The following is a 21,122-nucleotide window of genomic DNA, read 5'->3' as shown; positions in this document are numbered from 1 at the left end:
ACAGGCCCACGCACTGCACGCCGTTGCAACATCAGGTTCCTTTGCCGGTAGCTGAAGAGCCTCAGAAGATCTCGGACAGGCGCACGAAGCCTGCGACGGAATTCTCGCTGCTGGCCGCAAAGGCGGCGGCCTGGCCGCTGAGGGACCAGCCGCTGCCGAGCGCCTGTGTTCCCGATGCCTGCAGCGAAACCCCCTTTCTTGCTCCCTGGGCCGCGCGGACTTCGAACGGCACGGGCGAACCTGCCATCAGCAGGCGCGCATCGGCGTCATTGCGCGGTCCCGTGACATAGCGCATCGACAGATCGGCATGGCCTTGGTCGGTGCGCCATCGGGCGACCCCGCCAAGCCCGTAACGAACCCAATGATCGCTGTTGCGTCCCGCGGACAGGTTTAGCGCCCCGGCGCCATTCTCCGCAAATCGTCCCAGTCGTCCGACGGCATAATGGACCGATGTGACCGGACCGAGCGACCATGAACCGCTCTTCCAGGCATAGCCGACCGATCCCGAGATTGCGGTCGAATCGAGGGCAACCTCGCTACGCGCGATACGCGCAGGAGCATCTATACCGATCGTCCGGGCCACCGTTGCTTCGCTGCGTGCGCGCAGGATGCCCGCCACGACCGACAGGCCGGTCGCGCGCTCTAGCCGACCATATGCACCGACCGTCCAGTCGCGCATCTCGGCGTGGGAGCGTCGCGACGGCAGGTCCAGGTCGCCCCGCTGTATCCCACCGCTCACGCCGAAGCTGAAGCCATCGGCGCGGTAATCGACGCCCATCTCGCCGCCGCCCTGGCGTTGCCCGAAGCGACCGCCATTGCCGTCCGCGTCGACGTGACCATTGTTCCCGGTAAGGCCGCCCCAGATGTCGATGCCCTCCGCAAGCGTTGCGTTACCGCGCATCATCATCCCTTGCGCCCGGTGCATCGTCCGCCGCTGGCCGCCGCCGATCAACGCCGCGTAGATTTCGCCCGATCCGGCATCGAAGGCATCGAGCGCCGCCTCCTGATCCAGCATCAGGATGGTGTTGTGGACTGCAAGCGAATCCGATCCCGGCGCCCGGTTCAGCGATTTCAGCGCTGTGGCCGCCTGCCGCTGGTTGAAGGTCTTCGCCACGTCCGGGAAGGTTCGGACTTGGCTGACGCGGATCGCCGCGCCCGACGGGTCGTACTGCAACGCGAAATCGAGGAATGCCGACGTCTCGGTCAGGGAGGCGAAGGTGCCGCTAGACCCGCCTGTCGCGTCCAGGATGCGATAGGTCGCACCGTCGCGATAGTCCGTTTCAGGGTCGAGCGTGGTGACCGCGACCGTGCCGCCCTCGATCCGCGCCGTTCCGGCGACCGAAAGCAGATCGGTGCCGCCCGCCGCCGTCAGATCGACCGCGTAGGTCGACCCCGCGCGAAGGATCAGATCGCCGTCGAGCCGCAGTGTCGCCGTGCCGCCGCCCGGCGCGATCCGGCCTGCGACGTCCACCGAACCCAGCCGCCCACTGCCGGTCAGCGCGGCGCCGGCAGCAACGACGGTCGTGCCGCCCAAGGTACCGGTCACGTCCAGCGATCCGGTCTCGACGCGCATCGTTCCCATGAAGCCGGGCGACGTTCCGGTCAGCGACAGCGTGCCGATGCCGGTCTTGCGGATCGATCCGGTTCCGGAGACCGCAGCTGCATAGCGCCCGTCCGTCGCCTGATCGATCTGCAGCGTGCCGCCGCCTTCGACCGCAACGCCGCCGGCAAGACTGCCCGACGCGGCGCGCAGCGTGCCACTGCGCACGGTCGTCCCGCCGCTATAGCTGTTCGCGCCGGTAAGGATGAGCGTGCCGAGATCGGTCTTGAGGAGGCCGCCGCTGCCGGTGAGGGCGCTGGAGATCGTCGTGCCGTAACCGGCACCGGCGGTCGTGCCGTCGCCTACGCGAAACACCGTGTCCGCCGCGTCGAGGCGGACGGTGCCGCCGGTGACGTTGTAGCCATCGGTCGCGAACTGCGCGCCATTCCTCAACGTTACCTGTCCCGCCGCATTGTCGACGGTGACGGTGCCCGCCGCACCCGCAAAGATCAGGAGCGTTGCCGGATCATAGGCGCCGTTGCGCGTGCCGTTGGCGATGGTCCAGTTGGTCGCCGTGCTGGCCCAACTGCCGCTGCCCCCGGCCACGGTGCCGTCGCCCGCCGCACCCGTGCCGTCCCAGAGATCGAAGCTGGAGACTGGCGCGGTGACCAGCAGATTGACCTGCCCGGCGGTGGCGGTTTGTACCGTCAGGTCTGCCGCGTCATAGCCCTCCGGCGTCAGGCCGATCGCGAGGCCATTGTCGGTCAGCGCGCCACCATAGTTGACGAGGCGATACAGTCCGGCCCCGAACCCGCCGGCGTCGATCACGTCGAGCGTGCCGTCGAGCGTAAGGTCGCCGCCGACATTAAGGAGGTCGCTAGACCGACCTGCCATCCCGTCCGGGGCGCCGAGCTGATAACGGAGGAACGATTCGCCGGTCAGCGCCAGCGATCCGTCGATAGTCAGCAGCCCGACGACGTCGTTCGGTGAGACAACTGCGTTCAGGGCGGTCGTCTGTTCGACCCCGGCGACCGGCTGGCCTCCCGCGGCGATCGTGCCGGCACCGACCGATACCGAACCGCCGATCCGCCCCGAACCGGACAGCGTCGCATTGCCGCCGACCACGACGCGGGCTTCGCTCCCGCCGAACTGCCCATCGACCCGGACATGCCCGCCGGACAGCGCCAGCGTCGACGCGAAGTCCGTGCTGGTCCCGCTCAGCCGCGTATCGCCCGCCAGATGACGGATCGTACCGATGCCACCGATCGCCGACGTCAGGTCGAAACCAGTGTCGCTGTGGTTCAGGATCAGTTGCGCATCGGTCGCCGCCAATTGCAGGGACCCGACGTCGAACGTACCGATCCGGCCCGCCGGCCCGCCCGCTACGCCGCCCAGGTTGATCACCGTGCCCAACGCGCTGCCCGACCCGCCGATGCTCGGCGCGCGGAAATTGGCGTCGATCAGGGTCAGGATGTTGTTGCCGTGGATCGAGCCCATGACAAGGTCCTGGTGCATCTCGACCGTTGCGCCCCGCACGTCGAGCGTACCGCTGTTGAGCAGCAACCCGCCGCCCGCGAAGGACAACCGGGCGCCGTTGCTGACGGTCAGCGTGCGCGGCACGCCGAAGGCGAGGGCGGAGGTGTTGGCGACGTTGACCTCGACCACCGCGCCGTCGGTGATGATCGCCGACCCCGCCGGCTGGCCGCTCAAGCTGGACGCGATGTTCAGGTCGTTGCCGGTGGTGAAGCGGGTGCCCGCACCGGCGATCAAAAGGTCGGCACCCTGGTCGATGACCCAGCCCTGCGCCGCCGCAGGCGCGTTGACCTGTGCGCCGCCGGTCACGGTCAGCGACCCGCCCGTCGCGATCCGTGCCGGCGTCATTGTTGCCACCGCGCCGTCGGTCACGACCATATTGCCGGACACGTCGCTGCGCGCGGCCCCGATGAGCGCGAACGTGGTGCCGGTGCCGCCGACGCGAAGCGTGGCGCCCTGGCCGACCAGCATCGACGCGGCCGACAGCGCCCCGCCATTCTGTACCGCCAGCGTCCCGCCCTGCGCCTCGAACGCGCCGGACAGCGCCGTCCGCCCGGTCAATGCCAGTGTGCCCAGATCGGTCTTGGTGAACCCGGTCGCGTTGCCGATGTCGGAGGCGATGGTCGCGGTGAATCCGGCACCGGCGGTGGTACCATCACCGACCCGGATGGTCGGCGTCTGGTTCGCAAGCCCGATCGCACCGCCGCTCAGTCGATAGCCATCGACCGCGAATTGCATGCCGCCACCGGTAGCGATCGCGCCCGCGCCATTGTCCACCGTGACCACTCCGCCGGTCCCAGCGAAGATGAGCAGCGCCGACGGATCATAGAGGCCGCTGCGGCTGCCATCGGCGTTCGTCCAGTTGGTCGCCGTTGCCGTCCAGCTACCGGTGCCACCCGTCACCGTCCCGTCCCGCGGGCTACCACTACCATCCCAGAAGCTGAGCAGTTCGACTGGTGCCGCCACCAGCAGGTTCACCTGCCGCGCGACCGATGTCTGGATGGTCAGGTCCGACGCCGCGAAGCCCGCCGGCACCGTGCCCATCAGCAACCCGTTGTCGGTCAGGCTGCCCCGGTAACCGATCAGGCCGTATAGCCCCGGGCCGAACCCGCCTGCGTCGGTGACGTTTAGCGTACCGTCCAGCACGAGATTGCCGGTGCCATCCGACGTGTTCACGTTGATGAAGTCGCTGCCCGCGCCGCCCGCCTGGTTCGGCGCGCCGAGCTGGAAGTTCAGCACCGATGCCGACGACAGCGACAGCGCACTCAGTTGCAAGGTGCCGATCCCGCCGTCGCCGGGCGCGACGATCCCGTCGAGCACGTTCAGCCTGCCGCTGAGCAAGCCTCCCGTGCCCGCGATCGTCGCGCCGCCGCTGACGCGCAGTTCGTCCCCGCGGAACGCGCCGTTCAGGACCACCGTGCCGCCGCTGAGGTCGAACAGGCCCGACAGGCTGGCGGATTCCGTGCTGGTCAGCCGCGTGACGCCGGCGCGGTGCAGGACGCTGCCCGGGCCGTTGATGAAGCCGCCGAAGTCGAGCGTGCCGTTGTGGTTGAATACCAGCCGGGTGCCGGCCTGCTCCAGTGTCACGCCGCCGGTCGCGAACGTGCCCGGCGCGCCGGGCGCGGCCCCGTCGGCGCCGCCGATGTTGAGCACAGCATTGCCGAGCATCCGCACCGAGTTGGACTGGAACGCCGAATTGACCAGCGTCAGGCTCGCCGATCCCGACATGCCGAGCAGCGATCCCACCTCGATCCGGCTATCGGTGGCGGTGACACGGGCGGTATCGTGAATCGAAAAGCCACCGGAATGGTTTACCGCGCCGGCGCGTAGCGTCGCACCGGCGACGTCGATGGTCCCGCCCCCATCGACCCCGATGGTCTCGAAACTTGCTTCGCCACCATTTTCGATCCGCAGATCGCCGGAGATGTCGAGCGCGGTGTCAATGCTCATCAGCGAGCCGGTGCCGCTGACCAGCACCGACCCGCCGAGGCCGATCACATTGGTGACGGAGTCGCCGCCCAGATATTTGCCGCCATCGGTGATCGTCAGCCGCGCGTCATAGGTGCCCGGCGCGTCGTTGACCTTGCCGAGGTAGAGCGCACCCCTTGCCTGTATCGTCGATCCCGCTCCCGCGATGCTCACTCTGGCGACCGAACCCGCCGCGGTCCCGAAAATCGCGGAATCGTTCGTCCGGAGAACAGCCCCGTCGGTTACGGTCAGCGTGCCGCGCGCATTGACCCGTGGCGCGACATAGAGTTGCGCGCCCAGCGACACCTCGGTGCCCGTCCCGCTGACCAGCAGCGTGCCGTTGCCCGCCGTTCCGGTGATCTGGCCACCGCCGATGCCCGACTGGCCGTTGACGGTCAGCTTCGTCCCGCCGCGCACCGTCAGCGCGCCGGCATTGTTCGGGCCGATCTGCAGTTCGCCGAGCGTCATCGTTTCGTTGCGGTCGATAAGGACCGGGCCACTGGTCGGGACGTCGATCGTCACCGATCCATTGCCGGCCGGAACCTGGTTCGGGGTCCAATTCCGAGGATCGAACCAGTCGTTGCTGACCGATCCATTCCACTGTTGCGCGTGTGCGGTGCCGCTGAGCGCGGTGCAGGCCAGCAGACCGACGATCGTGCCGCGGCGAATCCTTCCCCATCCCGGACGTACCATTTCCGTGCCCCTTTTCCTTTAGATGAAAGCAGGATGCGGCTGGACTGGCGTGTTGCCGGGAGGAAGCGGGCAAGCTGTGGTGCAGCGTAGCAAATTGTCGTATGGACGATTTGCCCGGTCGTACGACGATATCGTTCGGAAGCGTCGTTCGGCAGAGCCGGTGTGGACGGCAACACTTGTCGTGAGGAAAGCGACTGACTTGCAACCGAGCGCGGATATGGCTGCTGAGCTTGAAGGGGGCGGCGTCAACCAACGACTTGACGGCTGGAAGTCGATCGCGGCGCATTTCAACCGGGACCGCACCACCGCGATCCGCTGGGCGCGAGACCGGGGAATGCCGGTGTATCGCATCCCTGGTGGCCGTACCGGCACCGTCTATGCCTTCCGCCATGAGCTCGATCGGTGGGCGGGGGCAGCTTCGTCCCAGCTTACGGAATCGGGAGGGACCAGTGCGGCAGCTCCCGAACAGCAGGTTTCAGTCCACGTCCCGCAATTCCCCCGCCGCCTGATACGGCTGGGTATCGCAGCTTCAGCAACCCTGCCGATTGCCGCGATCGCGATGGGGATGCTGATATCCCCATCGGCGATATCGCCGCTATCGGCACCGGGCGTTCCGGCCGACCCCGCGCTGGCTACGCGTTTCCTCGCTGCCCGCGATCTGGCCGCCGATCGCAGCGCTGAAGGGCTGGAGCGGGCGATCCGCTTGCTGGAGGACCTGGTTCGTCGGAATCCGGACTTTGCCCCGGGTCAGGTAGCGTTGGGCGAGGCTTTGGTTCTTTCTCGCGAATTCGGTCGCCGCAGCGATGCCGATGCCTTTGCCGGCGCTCGTATCCCGGCCCGTGCCGCCGTCCGGCTCGATCCGCAGCTTGCTGCGGGGCACCGGCTGATGGGCTTCATCGCCTATTGGAGAGATGGTGATCTCGCGGAGGCCAAGGCGCGCTTCCGCAAGGCGCTGGCGCTCGACGACGGCGATTCGATGACCCATTTCTGGCTGGGCAATATTCTGTCCGACCATGGCGACCATGCCGCGGGGTTGGCCGAACTGGACCGCGCGCGCCTCTTGCAACCCGGGTCGGTGGCCATACGGACCGATTTCGCCTGGGCATTATGGATGAGTGGCGAGGGCGTGGCAGCGTCGAGGGAATTGCGCGAGATCGTGGCTCGCCATCCCGATTTCGCGGTCGCACAGGATTGTCTCGCCATCATCGCCCTGCTCGAAGGCAGGCCGACAGATTATGTCGACTACTTCAGCACCTTCGCTCGTCTGCGTGGCGATGCAAAACTGCTGGCAAGGGCGCAAAGACTGACTGCGGTTCGTTCGGCTCCCGTGGCAGTTCTGCACGGAATGATCCTACGCCACGCACTGGAGGACATAGCTGCCGGAAACGACAATCGGCTCTGGGCGGTAACGGTCGCATCGATTGCGCGGGATCGTGCCAGGGTGATGGCTCTGCTTCAGGATGCAGAACGTCATGACGAACGCTGGGGTGGCTCGGGGTTCGTCGATCGCGTGCGTGCCATCTGGCAGGACGATCCTGCGCTTTTGAACTTTATCGACCGTCGCAAGCAATTCAGGATCGCCTGAACGTCCGCACCAGCATGGTGATGGCGTGGCTCACCCGATGCAATGAACGCAAATGGCTTGGACAGAGATGTCGGTGCCACGTCGACCGGACGCAACATCGCCCACCGGCAGTGCCTGTCGTCGAACTGGAGCGGGTGAAGGGAATCGAACCCTCGTCGTAAGCTTGGGAAGCTTCTGCTCTACCATTGAGCTACACCCGCATTTCAACGGCTTGGCGCTGATCTGATCGCCTTTGGAGCTCCGGTTTACAAATCCGGTTTACACTCCACGTGCGATGCGACGGCCAAGTGCCACGTTTCGGGCAGTGTCGTCAACGTAGATACGACGAATTCGCTCGATCTCTTCGGGCGACCAGCCCATGATGCTGGCGATCTCCTCGTTGCTCAGATCAGTGGTGGTCATCAGGCGTGTCGCGAAGGTCCCGCGCACGTCATGGAGATGCTTGCGGCGGACCACGGGCGCACCTCCGGCTTCGTCTGGTTCAGTATGAACAATGCCGGCCTTCCTGGCCACCCTCGTGACCTCCTTGCTAAGTGTATCCAGATTCCAAGGCCGGCCGGCGGTGGTCACCAGCACTGTGTCCACGCCTTGTTCGCGATGGCGCGTGCGAAGTCGGTCGAGCACGGCATCCAGTTCGGGAATGCGCGGGACCGTCGCGAACCTTCGGCGGCCTCTGCTTGCCTTCAGCGCCTTCTTCACGATCGCGAACTCGCCGACAGCGGCCCAAGTCAGTCGGGCGAGGTCCTCACGCCGCAGGCCGGTGACCGATGCAAGCTGAACGGCGTCGTTGACGTGCTCGTCGACCTCACCGGCGGCTTTCGCAAATGCGAAAAGGTCCTCGTCCGTCCAGATAATCTCGGCTCGCTGCCCATTGACGTAGAGCTTGCCGATCTTCTCGGCGACGTTGATGCGCAGCAGACCGCGCTGGATCCCAAACTTCAGCAGCGCGCGGAGAACGTCGATGCCGATATCGGCGGCACGCGGCGTCGCGGCCCGGCTGTCCCGCCAGTTTATGACTTTCTCGATCATGCGTTGGTCGTCGAAGATCGCCAGCGGGACCTTGCCCCATTTCTCCTCGATACGGTCGAGCGCCGATCCCCAGGTTTTCTTCGTATTGACGCTAAGCCTCTCCCATTCGGGGCTGGACGGCCGGTTCGGATCGCAGGATCGCCATTTCCGGATCAGCGACATCAGGATGGTCGGATCGGGCGCTCGGGCCGCCTCGCGGATCTTCTCCGCGGCGGCGATCGCTTCCAACGCTGCGGGCGTCAGCTTGGGCTTCCTCTTGCCGTCGGCCCACATGACCTGTGGGCCGCCACGCCAAGCATAGACGTACCACCGCGAGTCGCCGCTTGCGAGGCGCTTGGAGACGAAGTGGACGCCCGTGATCACAGGCGGTCCGCCCATTTGGCGAACACGTCCTCGCCGTCGTCGTTGGCCGGTCCGGTCGTGCTCAGCACGATGGTGCCGTCCGGCCTTACCTCGAGCGAGCTGACTGGTAGGCCAGCGACGGTGGCAGCCTTCACCAGCCGCTTAATGTCGACGACACTGACCTGACTCTTGAGCCGCTGGCGGCGCACAGGCTTTTCCTCCCGAGAACTTGCTGCGTTCTCGGATCCTCGCTTCAGCCCTTTCGCGGCGGACACGCCTGCGCCGCTCCGCCCGGGCAGGGACGGGTCGGCAGTCCCCTCCATATCGGGGGGCAGCGGGAGAACAATCTGCTCGGGGGTTGCCCGGCCCGTGTTCTCGACCACCGCACGGCGCGCTGACGCCCCATGTGCGGCTGGATCTTTTTTTCGCGTCACGGGAGCAGGCTCACGCTTCGCCGCTGGCAGACCCCCGGCCTAGGTGACGACGATGGCCGAGGGTCGGCCAGCGGTAGCTTCTCTAAGATCGCCGCACCGAAGCACCTGACAAGGCAGGGCTTCGGTAATGAGCGTGGACTCGATCCGGCGTGCTGTCCACTACCCCCTCAAAAAGAAGATGGTTACCGTAGCTTCAATAACTAGCGGTACGTCTTGGCCGCCGGCGGTCCCGCCTTCCGGAACTGCGCTCGAACGGCGCGGTGGAGGACCTCGAGGCGGCAGCCTCGAACCCCATCGTTTGTCATAGGGCACGCGGCGAGCATGCGAATTTTGCCGCTATGACAAAAGATGGCGATCATGCGCGGGCAACCGCACACGATCGCATGTCTAGGCGCCAATCATGGTGGCGCCGACCCGGTCTAAGCGCAGCTAAAGTGGCTGCGGCACTTTAGCGGTATTGCGCTGCAAATTCTTGCTATGCCATTTCGTCGATCTTGGCATAGCTTTTCTGGGCGAGCGCGGCCGTTCGGGCCGCGTTTTGGCATAGCTGCCGCGAAAGCACTCGGATGGTCGGCGCTATGCCATTATCGGCTTGAATGTCACCGGGGCATCACGGCCGGACATCCGTTCTGCGGAGGTCTTCGGGCCGGCCGGCTTTGGGGCCGCGGCATAGTCGGGCCGAAGCTGTTAACGTCCGGCAAGGGGCCCCGCGGTGCTTCGTTGGGCGCTACGACCTACCGGCGTGGAATAACTGCAGGCAGGCCCAGCTTCGATTGCTGACGGGTAATCTGGCATCCGGTACGGTGCCGCCCAGCCGTCGGGATTGCGCAGCCGCACGAGTTCCGGACGAACGCCATAGATATCGAAGAAGCCACCTCCGCAGGATTTGGGCGAGATGCTTCTACGACGCGAGGCCGTCGATAAAGGCATCATCGATCCGACGTTTGAGGTTTTTGTGCATAAGTGCTTCGGTCCCGGGACGAAGATGCGGGCAGCGGAGCAGGTAATCAGCGTCGCCGCTTGCGAGATCGGGCGCTGTTCGACCTAGGTGTTTGATCCCACGGTTTGATGGTGCGATCCTTTCGTTGGAATGGAAGGAAGCCGCATGGGACAAGTTCGTCATGGGTGCGCCACGACCACGCACGCCGTCCGAGCAGCAATACAGCGATCGCAAGCTTCGCTCGCGACGCTGAGCCGAGAGCTGGGGATCAACCCGAAGACGGTTGCTAAGTGGCGCAAGCGGGCGACGGTTGAGGACCTGAAGACCGGGCCGAAGGCCCCTCATTCCACCACCCTGTCCAAGGAGGAGGAAGCAACGGTTGTCGCGTTTCGGCGGCACACACTGCTTCCGCTCGACGATTGCCTCTACGCGTTGCAGCCGTCGATCCCGCATCTGACGCGGTCAGCTCTGCACCGCTGCCTCCAGCGACACGGCATCTCGCGCCTGCCGGACATCGAAGGCGACAAGCCAAAGCGGCAACGCTTCAAGCGCTACCCCATCGGCTTCTTCCACATCGACATTGCTGAGGTGCAGACTGCCGAAGGCAAGCTCTACCTGTTCGTCGGCATTGACCGCACCAGCAAGTTCGCGGTCACCCAACTGGTCGACAAGGCCGATCGCCGGACAGCTTGGGAGTTCCTCGAACACCTGCTGAAAGCAGTGCCGTATCGCATCCACACGATCCTGACCGACAACGTCCTATGTCGGGAAGCAGCGGCGGGTTTTGGCCAGCAGATATCCATGCGCCGACAACCGTCGGCGCGGCATGCAATCTGAGCCAGATGGCTCCCACCGTCAACGGGATCGCTCCCTGCCATAGCAAACACAGGATCCAGCAGCGCCGAGGCGGCCGTGGTCCTCACCATCCTTAAAACGAGATACGCACCCAGGTGGAAGGCCCGAACATTATCTACAGGGTCGCTCGACGAGCGCCCTCACGGCACTTGCAGAGAGGGGTCCTTCCACCTGGCATCCGACCGTTCGAGGAACGGCCGGTACTCTGTCCCCGTCTTGATGACGGCGTGAGCCACGCGCGCCATCTTGGCGGTGAGCGCCGTCATCGCCTTGCGGCGACGGTCGGCATCGTCCGCGTGCCCGGCGACATATCGTCCGAGCTTGTCGCGGAAGCTGTTGTCGCGCTGACGCGCGGCGACCTGGGCAGCCATCCAGAAGGTCCGGCGCAGGCGCGCATTGCCGTACTTGGACAGCTTCGTGCGGCCACGGAACGTGCCTGACTGACACGTTGCGAGATCGAGACCGCAGAACTTCAGGAACTGACGATGATGGTTGAAGCGCCGCAGATCACCGGCCTCGGCCAGGATGGTCAGCGCGTTGATCGGACCGATGCCCGGAATGTTGCGCAGCAGCTGGTAGTCGACGTCATCGGCGAGCCGCGCATGGGCCAGCCGCTCGATCTCGTCTCGCTGGTGGATGAGGCTGCGGCCCTGCGCGATGACCATGCGGAACATGGTGATGGCGGCTGAGTTCTCCGGCACCGGCAGTGCCGTCGAGGCGGACGCCGTCTCGTAGATGTCGTTGATGAGGCGTGCCTTGGAGACCTTGCGGCCGATGAGCGGCCATGCCGCGGCCGAGAACGCCTCGCGGTCCAGCGCCGTGATGGTGGCCGGCGTCGGAAACCGCTCGATGAGCGCCAGGAACCAGTCGGACCGGCTGTTGCCTGCGAAGCGGGCGATCTCGGGGAAGTACAGCGGCAGGTAGTGGGTCAGGATCCGATGCCAGGTCTGCGTCTTCATCCTTGAGATCGTCTCGTGAGTCTTCGAGAGCTCCTGCAGGTCGTTGATTCCGGCCACCAGCGGGTCGACGTAGCGCTGCGTCGCACCGATCCGCAGCATGTGCAGGATGACCTGCGCGTCCTTGGAGTCGTTCTTGTCCCAGCCGTTGTGCAGCGCCTCGCGCGTTCTGGCGAGCGCGACCGACGAGATGAGGCGCAGCTCGAACCCTGCCGTCAGCAGCCGGTGCGCCAGCGTACGATGGTAATTACCCGTCGCCTCGAACCCGACGATGATAGGGCGCCCGATAGCAGCGAGTTGCTCGGCAAAGCCGTCATAGTCCTGCCTGGTCGCCATGACGGTCATCCGCCGGCGCCGGCCGCCTTCCGGTCGCTCGATGAGAACCTCCTGTCGGCTCTTGGACATGTCGATGGCTACCAGCACGGCGCCGGCAGGCGTAGAGGTGAGCTTGGTCATGGTCGGTCGGCCTCCAAAGTGTTGTCTCGACAACCTCACTTTAGATACCTGCTGACCGGCCATGGCTTGCCCTGATGAAGTCTGCGGCCGCTACGCGGCCTTGTCTTCATCAGGGCCATAGCGGCTCCCGAACCAGCGCTTCCCAATGTGCTATGGCATTCAGTTCGCCGAGCAGCCTCGCAATCGCAACACCGCCTGGTCCCGTCAGATGCGCTTCGACATGATCTGCGAGGTCAACGACATCGAGCACCGGCTCACCAAGCCGAACCATCCGTGGACCAACGGACAAGTCGAGCGGATGAACCGGACCATCAAGGAAGCGACCGTCAAACGCTTCCACTATGAGAGCCACGACCAGCTCCGGACGCACCTCGCCGACTTCATGGCCGCCTATAACTTCGCTCGCCGGCTCAAGACGCTCAACGGGCTCACACCCTACGAATACATCACCAAGATCTGGACGTCAGAGCCAGACCGGTTCATCGTCAACCCGATCCACCAGATGCCGGGACTGAACACCTAGCGATCGACAGCAAACTTCGAGGAGCCTCCAACGATCGGTCGACGAACGCGCAACACTGGCCGATAGGTGAATGTCAGGTTCGGAGCCGGACCATGGAGGTCGCAGATATCAATCGGCGTCGGTAGGACCCTTCTTCGCCACTCAGCTGCCGAATGTCCGTTCCCAGGTGCGGTCCGTCCGCTGATCCATTTTGGAAGCGCAAGACGGGCGCGTAGCCAGCAAAACTACGAAAGCCGGAGGGAGGCCGCCTCTCGGCGAACCTCCCAAATTCCTTTGACGATGAGGGGGCCGTAGCCCGCATTCTTAAAGCCCGGGGGGCGGTGATAGTTCGAGGGGGACCAGTTGTCATTGTGGTAGGTTCGCGCCCTCGCAAAATACGGCGTGCTCGATTATGCCATTCATATGGCAGGACCAAACCTAAACCAGCAGGCAGCAATCGAGGCAACGCAAGGCCCAGTCCTGATCATCGCAGGACCTGGTTCCGGCAAGACCTACACGCTGGTAGAGCGCATCGTTCGCCTGATATGGGTTGAGGGGAAGCGGCCGGAGCAGTTGCTGGTGGTCACCTTTACCGAGAAGGCTGCCCGCGAGCTGATCACTCGCGTGTCCAACCGCCTCCTTGAGCTCCGCATCTCGTTCAACATCAATGAAATGTATATTGGGACCTTCCACTCGATCTGCTTGCGCTTGTTGAAGGATCACCGCGAGTTCACCCGCCTCAAGCGCAATTTTTCCCTGTTCGATCAGTTCGACCAGCAATATTTCCTATTCCAGCGCTTGGGCAAATTTGACGAGATCGCCGACATCGATCTTGTCATCGGGAAGGAGCAAACCGGCCGCTGGAACCGCGCCACCCAGCTGATGAAGTGGCTGAACAAAGTCGCCGAGGAGGCGCTCGATGTCGCGGCCCTCAAGACCGGCGATGATCCCGCCATTGTCGCACTCGGTCACGCTGCCGACCTCTATCAAGAGCTGATGCTTGAGCATAACGCCTTGGACTTCTCCGGCATCCAGGCGGAGGCCCTGCGATTGCTGGAGGAAAATCCGGCAGTTTTGAGCGAGGTCCGCCAGCAACTGACCCACCTCATGGTGGACGAGTACCAGGACACGAACACCATCCAGGAGCGGTTGCTCTTCCTCCTTGCCGGGGATGAGCAGAACATCTGCGTCGTGGGCGATGATGACCAGGGCCTATATCGGTTTCGCGGTGCCACCATCCGCAATATCCTTGAGTTCCCGAGCAATTTCGCTCCCGGTCGGTGCAAGCAGGAGCGCCTGACGATCAACTACCGGTCAACGCCGGATATCATCGATTTCTACAACCGCTGGATCGCGGACGAGGATTGGAGCGAAGGCGACAGGACCTTCCGCTTCGACAAGAGCATCGTGGCGCGCGACGAGCAGTTTCCCGACACGCCGTCCGTCGTGAAGCTCCGCCAGTCCGATGACGGTGATTTCCATGAGGAGGTGGTGACCTTCCTCCGCTCCCTTCGCGACAAGGGTCTAACCGATTGGAACCAGATCGCGTTCCTGTTCCGGTCGGTGAAGAACGATAAGGTGCTCGCTCTGGCGCGGCACCTGGAAACGAATGGCATCCCGGTCTACTCCCCGCGTTCGAACCTTTTCTTCGAACGCGAAGAGGTTCGGTTGATGATCGGCGCATTGCTCTTCCTCTTCCCCCGCTACCCTTCGATCAGGCAGACGCGAGAAGGGATGGAGCTGGCGATCTGGGAATACTACGATCACCAGTGCTTCCAGGCGTTCGCGCAGGAGCTGCGCAAGCCCGAGAACGCGAGCTTGCTTGCGTTTGTTCGCCCACTCGCCAAGCGCCACATGGCTATGACGGAAGCAGCCGACTATGGCCTGACCGGGCTTTTCTATCAGCTCCTACAGTTCCCGCTGTTTAGCCGCTTCCTTGGCGAGGAAATGATAAACTGGGTGGATAAGGGGCGCGCATCGCGCAACCTCGCCCTGCTCTCGCAGCTGCTGACCAAATTCGAGTACCTGCATTTCATCACCGTCATGAACCCAGAATACCTGGATCGCGACCTCCTGAATCTGTTCAACCAGTTCCTGCGCTTCCTCTACGACGGCGGCATCGACGAGTACGAGGACGACAGCGAATATGCGCCCAGCGGGTGCGTTTCCTTCCTGACCGTTCACCAATCGAAGGGCCTGGAATTTCCCGTCGTGGTCTGCGGGTCGCTTGAGGCGGTGCCTCGCAAGCAGTGGACGGACATCGATGTGGCGATGGAGCCATACCTCGCCAAGCGGCCGTTCGAGCCCTTAGACCGGATCAAGAATTTCGATTTCCGGCGTCTCTTCTACACCGCCTTCTCCCGAGCCCAGAACCTGCTGGTGCTCGCCACCGAGGAGAAAGAGGGGCGCGGCCGGTCCCCCTCGAAATATTTCGCTGATGCCTGGGCGGAGCTGCCAAACTGGCGCGATCCCGAGTTCCATGCCGAGCGCATCGACTTCGATGTGGTGAAGCAGATCAACCTCAAGCGGCAATACAGCTTCACCTCCCACATCGCGCTGTTTGAGACCTGCGCAGAGCAATATCGCTTCTTCCGTGAGCTCGAATTTGCGCCCGTCCGCGCCAGCGCCCAGCTCTTCGGCACGCTCGTCCATCAGACGATTGAGGATGTCCACAAGGCGGTGTTGCGCGGCGAGGGGCACATCGTCACCTCTAGCCAGGTCGAGGATTGGTTCGAAACCAATTACCACTACCTTTCGCGCCGCGAACGACAGTACCTCAACCAGCTCGCGAAGGGGGCGGCGCTGCGCCATATCGAACGCTATGTGAAGCGCGAGCGGCGGCATTTCGACCGGCTGAAAGAGGCCGAGGTCGATATCTCCATGGTCAAGGACACCTACATCCTCAACGGATCGGTGGACCTGATCCGCGGCGAAGGCGATACGGTCGAGCTGATCGACTTCAAGGCCGAGAAGAAGCCCGACCTAGTGCGAGATCGGGAGCGATTGCAACAATACCGGAAACAGCTTGAGGTCTACGCACACCTGGTGGAGGAGAGGACGGGCCACACGGTCAGCCGCACCCATCTCTACTATACCAGCGAGGAGAGCGGAAATCCGTTCATCAGCTGGGACAAGGACAGCAAGGCGATCGACCGCACCATCGCGGACTTTGACCGGATCGTCGGCCGGATCGAGGCCCGCGATTATCGGATGAAGTCGCGGCCGGGGAAAAAGTGCGAGGACTGCGACGCGCGATTCTACTGTGACATGAAAAATTGGAAGTTCTTGGAAGGGTAAATGCGAGTGAGTGACGGACAGGAAAGCTTGGACTTGGGTCGGCAGCAGGAAGGCCGGGTCGAGGAATACAAGTTCGAGCCGATCAAGGGCTACCCCATGCTCAACTGGCGCGGCAAGCGCCCGTTCACCTCGACGCAGTTCTATCCAGCGCAGCTCAAGGAGGTGCACGGCGAAGAAGTCGATGGCTGGCGCAACAAGATTTTCTGGGGCGACAACCTCCAAGTCATGAGCCACATGCTGAAGAATTTTCGTGGACAACTCGATCTCATTTACATCGATCCGCCTTTTGATTCCAAAGCTGATTACCGTAAACAAATTTCGACAAAGACAGGCAAGGCGCATGGAAATTCAAGCGCGTTTGAAGAAAAGCAGTATGCCGATATCTGGGTGAATGACCAATATTTGCAATTTCTTTATGACAGACTTATCCTTCTAAAAGAATTGATGTCGTCGTCTGCCAGCATATTTCTGCATTGCGATTGGCATAAGGTGCATCATATCAGATGCATCATGGATGAAATTTTTGGATCTGCAAATTTTTGCAACGAAATTAGTCGCATAAAATGCAATCCAAAAAATTCTGGACTCAATAAATTCGGAAACATCCACGACACCATTCTTTTCTATCGAAATGGTGGAGGAGAATATGTCTGGAACCCTTTAAGGGAAGAGAAGTCATCAGATGATTTGACGCGCCTTTACGAGAAAGTAGATGGCGAGGGTCGTAGATTTACCACAGTGGCGTTACACGCTCCGGGCGAGCGTGCTGGCGAAACTGGTCGCCCATGGCGAGAAATTCCTCCGCCAAGAGGGAGGCACTGGGCCTATGTTCATGCTCAACTCGATCAATTTGATGATGACAACCTAATTGAATGGTCATCGTCCGGGAATCCGCGCCTCATTCGGTATGCCGATGAAGACGATGGCAACAGGGTCCAAGATATTTGGACCATGAAAGACCCACAGTATGTCGACTATCCGACTGAAAAATCAGAGCTTGTCCTTGAAAGAATTATTAGCTCATGCTCAAATGAGGGGCAAATAATATTTGACTGCTTTATGGGTTCAGGAACTACGCAGTCTGTAGCCCAAAGGCTTGGCCGGAAGTACATTGGCGCAGACATAAATCTGGGCTCCATTCAGACTACGACCAAGCGTCTCATAGAAGGCCGCGCGGGATCACTCGGTGCGCCTGGGCTCGAAGTTTATAATGTCAATAACTATGACATTTTTCGAAACCCAGTCGAAGCAAAGGACCTACTCATCGATGCGCTTGAGGTTTTCCCTCTCGAACAACACAGCGTATTTGATGGAGAAAAGGATGGGCGCATGGTGAAGATCATGCCCATCAATCGGATCGCAACGAAGGCTGATCTTGCTGAACTCGTATCTGGCTTCGATCAAAAGCTCTTCCAGCGACGCCAAGATGAGAAACCCAACCAGCCGGTAGAAAAAATCCTGCTCGTCTGCATGGGCCATGAGCCGGATTTGAAGGCAGAGCTCGAACTCCAGGCCAAGCCATTTAGGATTGATGTCGAGGTCGTGGACATCCTGCGCGACAAGTCTCAGCTTGAATTCAAGCGGGATTCCGAGGCCAAGATCGCAATCCGCGATGGCGAGCTCTTGATCGAGAACTTTTACCCAATGAACCTCCTTCAAAAACTGTCCTTGCAGCAGGAGCAGGTCGGCGAATGGCGCGAGCTTGTGGACAGTGTGATGGTCGATTGGAACTACGACGGTGCTGTCCTTCAGCCGACCGTCGTCGACGTCCCCGGCAAGGACGATTTTGTCATCGGCCGCTACAAGGTCCCGGCAGATGCTGGCACGGTCCGCGTGAAGATCACTGACCTCCTTTCTGAAAGCTGGGAAGGGGAGATCGATGGCTAAAGCAACCAATGCCAGCCAGCAGGAAGCCGTGCTTGGCGAGTTCGCCTTCTTCAACTTCCTATGGGGGTTCTACCGGAGCAACCGGGGCACGATCCGGCGCGAGTATCGCGATCTGACCAAGAAGTTTCTCGACTTCAACGACCCCGACCACAACCCCAAGGCGTTCCTGCGCACCCCGCAGTTCGAAGCCCTGGAAATGTATGTCTTCCTCAAGGAGTTTCTGGGCAACGCGCGCGTCGAGCAGATTTTCAAGGACTGGTTCGACCGTGCTGGCAAGTTTGCCGACCGGACCGAAGGTGGCGTTGCCAACTCGCAAGGCCAGGGAACCCTGTTCGAGGCGGTGACGCGCGAGCAGTACCAGGTCGTGTTCGATATGATGAAGCGCAACCGGCGCACATATCCGAACTACATCTTCGCGCTCACCATGGGGACCGGCAAGACCATCCTCATGGCGACCTGCATCTTCTACGAATTCATCCTCGCCAACAAATGGCCAAAGGACGGAAAATACTGCCATAACGCGCTGGTCTGTTCCCCGGACAAGACCGTGCTCCAATCACTCCGTGAACTGGAATCCTTCCCGCTCGCGCGCGTGGTGCCCCCCGAATATGTGAACTTCCTCACGACGCATATCCGCTTCCATTACCTGGAAGAGACGGGCACTTCGCTGGATACGCTCGACCAGTCGCGCTTCAATGTGATCGTCTCGAATGTGCAGAAGATCATCCTAAAGAAGAAGCACAAGCAGGACAGCGCCATCGACACGCTCTTCCGGGCCACCCCGGAGGTGTTCAAGGAGGCGGGCACCGTCTACGCCGATGCAGCCGATCTCTACGGGTTCGATGAGCCCGAGGACGAGGCGGAGCTGACCACCAACCAGCGCTTCGAGAAGCTGACCCGGCTCGAACAGCTCGGCATCTATGTCGATGAGGCGCATCACGCCTTCGGCAAGGATCTGGCGAAGGACATGGGCATCGGGGCGAAGGCCACAGACACCAGCCTGCGCACGACCATCGATAAACTTGCGGCCAAGCTGAAGTCGGCCGGAACGCAGGTCGTGGCCTGCTTCAACTACACCGGCACGCCCTATGTCGGAAAAACGGTCCTACCCGAGGTGGTCTACGCCTACGGACTGAAGGACGCGATCAGCAACCAGTACCTCAAGACCGTCGACCTGAAGGGATACACGAACTCGCGCACTTCCGAGTTTGTGAAGATCGCCGTGAATGACTTCTGCGATCAGACCGATGGGCTTTTGCCCGAAGGACTGACGCCGAAGATGGCCTTCTTTGCAGCCAGCATCGACGAGGCGGTGAATGAGCTGAAACCGGCCGTCGAGCAGGTGCTCATCGACCGGGGCATCCCGACGAGCCGTATCCTAGTGAATGTCGGTGACGCCAAGCACACTAGCAATGACGATGAACGCGCTTTCCGACGCCTCGATTACCCCGAAAGCGAAAAGCAGTTCATCATTCTGGTCAACAAGGGCCGGGAGGGATGGAATTGCCGGTCGCTATTCGGCGTTGCCCTCTACCGTCGGCCGACATCGAAGGTGTTCGTCCTTCAGGCGTCGATGCGGTGTTTGCGCGCCATCGGCGATATGCAGCATACTGGCCACATCTATCTGTCAGAAGGCAACCTGGCGATCTTGGACGACGAGCTCGAACAGAACTTCCGCATGACCGTGAAAGACTTGAAGGGCGCTGCCAAGGACAAGGAGACCGTCGAAGTCCGCGTCAACGAGCCGGTCAGGATCAAGATCAAGCGCGTCCGTCGCGAATTTCATCTGGAAGAGAAGGTCCTCACCGAAGGGGCGGACCTGAGGTTCAACATGGCGGACAAAGCGGCATGGGCCGATCTGACCGACCGCTATCGGTTGATGGCAACGCACAGGACCGAGTTGGCGCCTGGGAAGATCAGCGACCGAGTAACCGACCTCACCGCACAGCGGTCGAAGCTGACCTACTCGCCACTCATGATCGTGTCCGAGGTCGCGCGGTACTTGAATCGCAGTCCCATCGAGATGGAAGGCCTCCTTGCATCTTCCGTCCAAGGGATGGACGCCACGGTCGAAGCCGTGAACGCCTACAACGAGTTGCTGCACGATCTGATCATCCCGCAGCTCTTCGGACACCTGTTCACGGTCAGCTCGACCGTGACGCCGGAGGAATACGAAGTTGACCTCGTGAAGGTCCCTGCCGAAGGCTTCTACCGGGTTACGGCCGAAAAGGACAAGATTGTGCGGCAGACCGACGCGCCTGCTGTACCGGTCGCCCACAAAAGCTTCCACCTCGATACCTACTGCTTCGACTCAAAGCCCGAGCAGACGCTGTTCTGGGACCTCATTCGCGAGGGTAAGGTGCGCAAGCTCTATTTCACCGGCATGCTCACCCATGGGCAGAGCGACTTCTTCATCCAGTACATCGACCCGGATTCGAAAGCAGTTCGGACCTACTACCCCGACTTCCTCTTCGAGCGTGAGGACGGAAAGATGGTCATCGTCGAGGTCAAGGGCGACCACCAAGTGGACACGCCGGTCGTGCAGGCCAAGCGCGAGTTTGCCGAACAGATGGCCGTCGCTTCTGGCATGACCTACGAGCTCATCAAGGGGACGGACGCTGAAGCCCATAGCTATGCGCGGCTTCTGAACTGACGCGGCGCGGCGTGAGATCGGTTCTGTGCCACCGATCTCACGCCGTCCTCGGTTACCCACGAGCGCTGGAGGTGAACCGTAGGCAGCTTTCAAGGAGAGGCTATTTGAGGGCTCGAACGGCAGCAATGGCGGCAAACCCACCATACTCTGAGGCCGAGCCGAATGGCGGGTTCAACCGGAAGCCGACGTTCAGTGCCTGTTGTGCGGCGTGGCGTTACGACCGAATCTGGTCCACACCCGCCGATAGCCTCGCCGCCGCGAGGACCCAGAACCGGTCATTCGCGCGCCCTTCCCAACGCCCCAACTTCCGCCGCTCATTCATCCCCGCGTTATAGCCGCTTTTGGCACGTGATTACCCGCTGCGGATGTCGTGACGTGACGTTTCCTCAGAGAGTGGATGCGGAGGTAGTCCTCCGTCCGTTGCCAAGTACCTTTACAGCCCGCCGGGCAAA

7 protein-coding genes, 1 tRNA gene and 3 pseudogenes are annotated in these 21,122 nt (G+C 62.2%); 6 read left to right on the top strand and 5 right to left on the bottom strand.

Annotated elements, in window-relative coordinates:
* Positions 1 to 61 precede the first annotated feature (61 nt).
* Positions 62 to 5,734 (bottom strand): autotransporter-associated beta strand repeat-containing protein, encoded by a 5,673-nt coding sequence (locus tag ACZ1JS_RS11935; RefSeq protein WP_465166244.1) that lies wholly within the window; start codon positions 5,732 to 5,734, stop codon positions 62 to 64.
* A 217-nt stretch (positions 5,735 to 5,951) separates the two neighbouring features.
* Between ACZ1JS_RS11935 and ACZ1JS_RS11930 the strand changes: the two genes are divergently transcribed.
* Entirely contained in the window at positions 5,952 to 7,319 is a 1,368-nt protein-coding gene (locus ACZ1JS_RS11930; RefSeq protein ID WP_465166243.1) for a tetratricopeptide repeat protein, read from the top strand.
* Positions 7,320 to 7,445: 126 nt separating this feature from the next.
* Here ACZ1JS_RS11930 and ACZ1JS_RS11925 read toward each other — a convergent pair.
* The 3 genes from ACZ1JS_RS11925 to ACZ1JS_RS11915 all read right to left on the bottom strand — a co-directional run bounded on the left by ACZ1JS_RS11925 (position 7,446) and on the right by ACZ1JS_RS11915 (position 8,965).
* Positions 7,446 to 7,519 (bottom strand) — tRNA-Gly (locus ACZ1JS_RS11925).
* A gap of 58 nt (positions 7,520 to 7,577) precedes the next feature.
* Positions 7,578 to 8,711: a tyrosine-type recombinase/integrase gene (locus tag ACZ1JS_RS11920; protein WP_465166242.1), complete on the bottom strand. Its 1,134-nt coding sequence runs from the start codon at positions 8,709 to 8,711 to the stop codon at positions 7,578 to 7,580.
* Complete coding sequence (locus ACZ1JS_RS11915) at positions 8,708 to 8,965, bottom strand: hypothetical protein (protein WP_465166241.1); 258 nt, start codon at positions 8,963 to 8,965, stop codon at positions 8,708 to 8,710. The genes ACZ1JS_RS11920 and ACZ1JS_RS11915 overlap by 4 nt, the downstream gene beginning before the upstream one ends.
* Positions 8,966 to 10,229: 1,264 nt before the next feature.
* On the opposite strand from ACZ1JS_RS11915, the pseudogene ACZ1JS_RS11910 reads away from it, so the two are divergent.
* Positions 10,230 to 10,820: pseudogene (locus ACZ1JS_RS11910) on the top strand (transposase family protein); the annotation flags it as partial.
* 214 nt (positions 10,821 to 11,034) lie between these two features.
* Here the strand turns inward: ACZ1JS_RS11910 and ACZ1JS_RS11905 are convergent.
* Positions 11,035 to 12,331: pseudogene (locus tag ACZ1JS_RS11905) on the bottom strand (IS110 family RNA-guided transposase).
* Positions 12,332 to 12,485: 154 nt separating this feature from the next.
* On the opposite strand from ACZ1JS_RS11905, the pseudogene ACZ1JS_RS11900 reads away from it, so the two are divergent.
* From ACZ1JS_RS11900 to ACZ1JS_RS11885, 4 genes and pseudogenes are all read left to right on the top strand, one after another.
* Positions 12,486 to 12,854: pseudogene (locus ACZ1JS_RS11900) on the top strand (integrase core domain-containing protein); the annotation flags it as partial.
* 381 nt (positions 12,855 to 13,235) lie between these two features.
* Entirely contained in the window at positions 13,236 to 16,130 is a 2,895-nt protein-coding gene (locus tag ACZ1JS_RS11895) for an ATP-dependent helicase (RefSeq protein ID WP_465166240.1), read from the top strand.
* 6 nt (positions 16,131 to 16,136) lie between these two features.
* On the top strand, positions 16,137 to 18,017 hold the full coding sequence (locus ACZ1JS_RS11890) for a DNA methyltransferase (protein WP_465166239.1): 1,881 nt from the start codon (positions 16,137 to 16,139) through the stop codon (positions 18,015 to 18,017).
* The gene (locus tag ACZ1JS_RS11885) at positions 18,010 to 20,670 is read left to right on the top strand and encodes a TnsA endonuclease N-terminal domain-containing protein (RefSeq protein ID WP_465166238.1); all 2,661 of its coding nucleotides are present in this window, start codon (positions 18,010 to 18,012) and stop codon (positions 20,668 to 20,670) included. The genes ACZ1JS_RS11890 and ACZ1JS_RS11885 overlap by 8 nt, the downstream gene beginning before the upstream one ends.
* Positions 20,671 to 21,122: the final 452 nt, after the last annotated feature.

This window comes from Sphingomonas sp. BL-S-05, assembly GCF_055521695.1.
The sequence above is the reverse complement of the archived record's forward strand: the minus strand, read 5'-3'. Positions and strand labels throughout refer to the sequence as shown.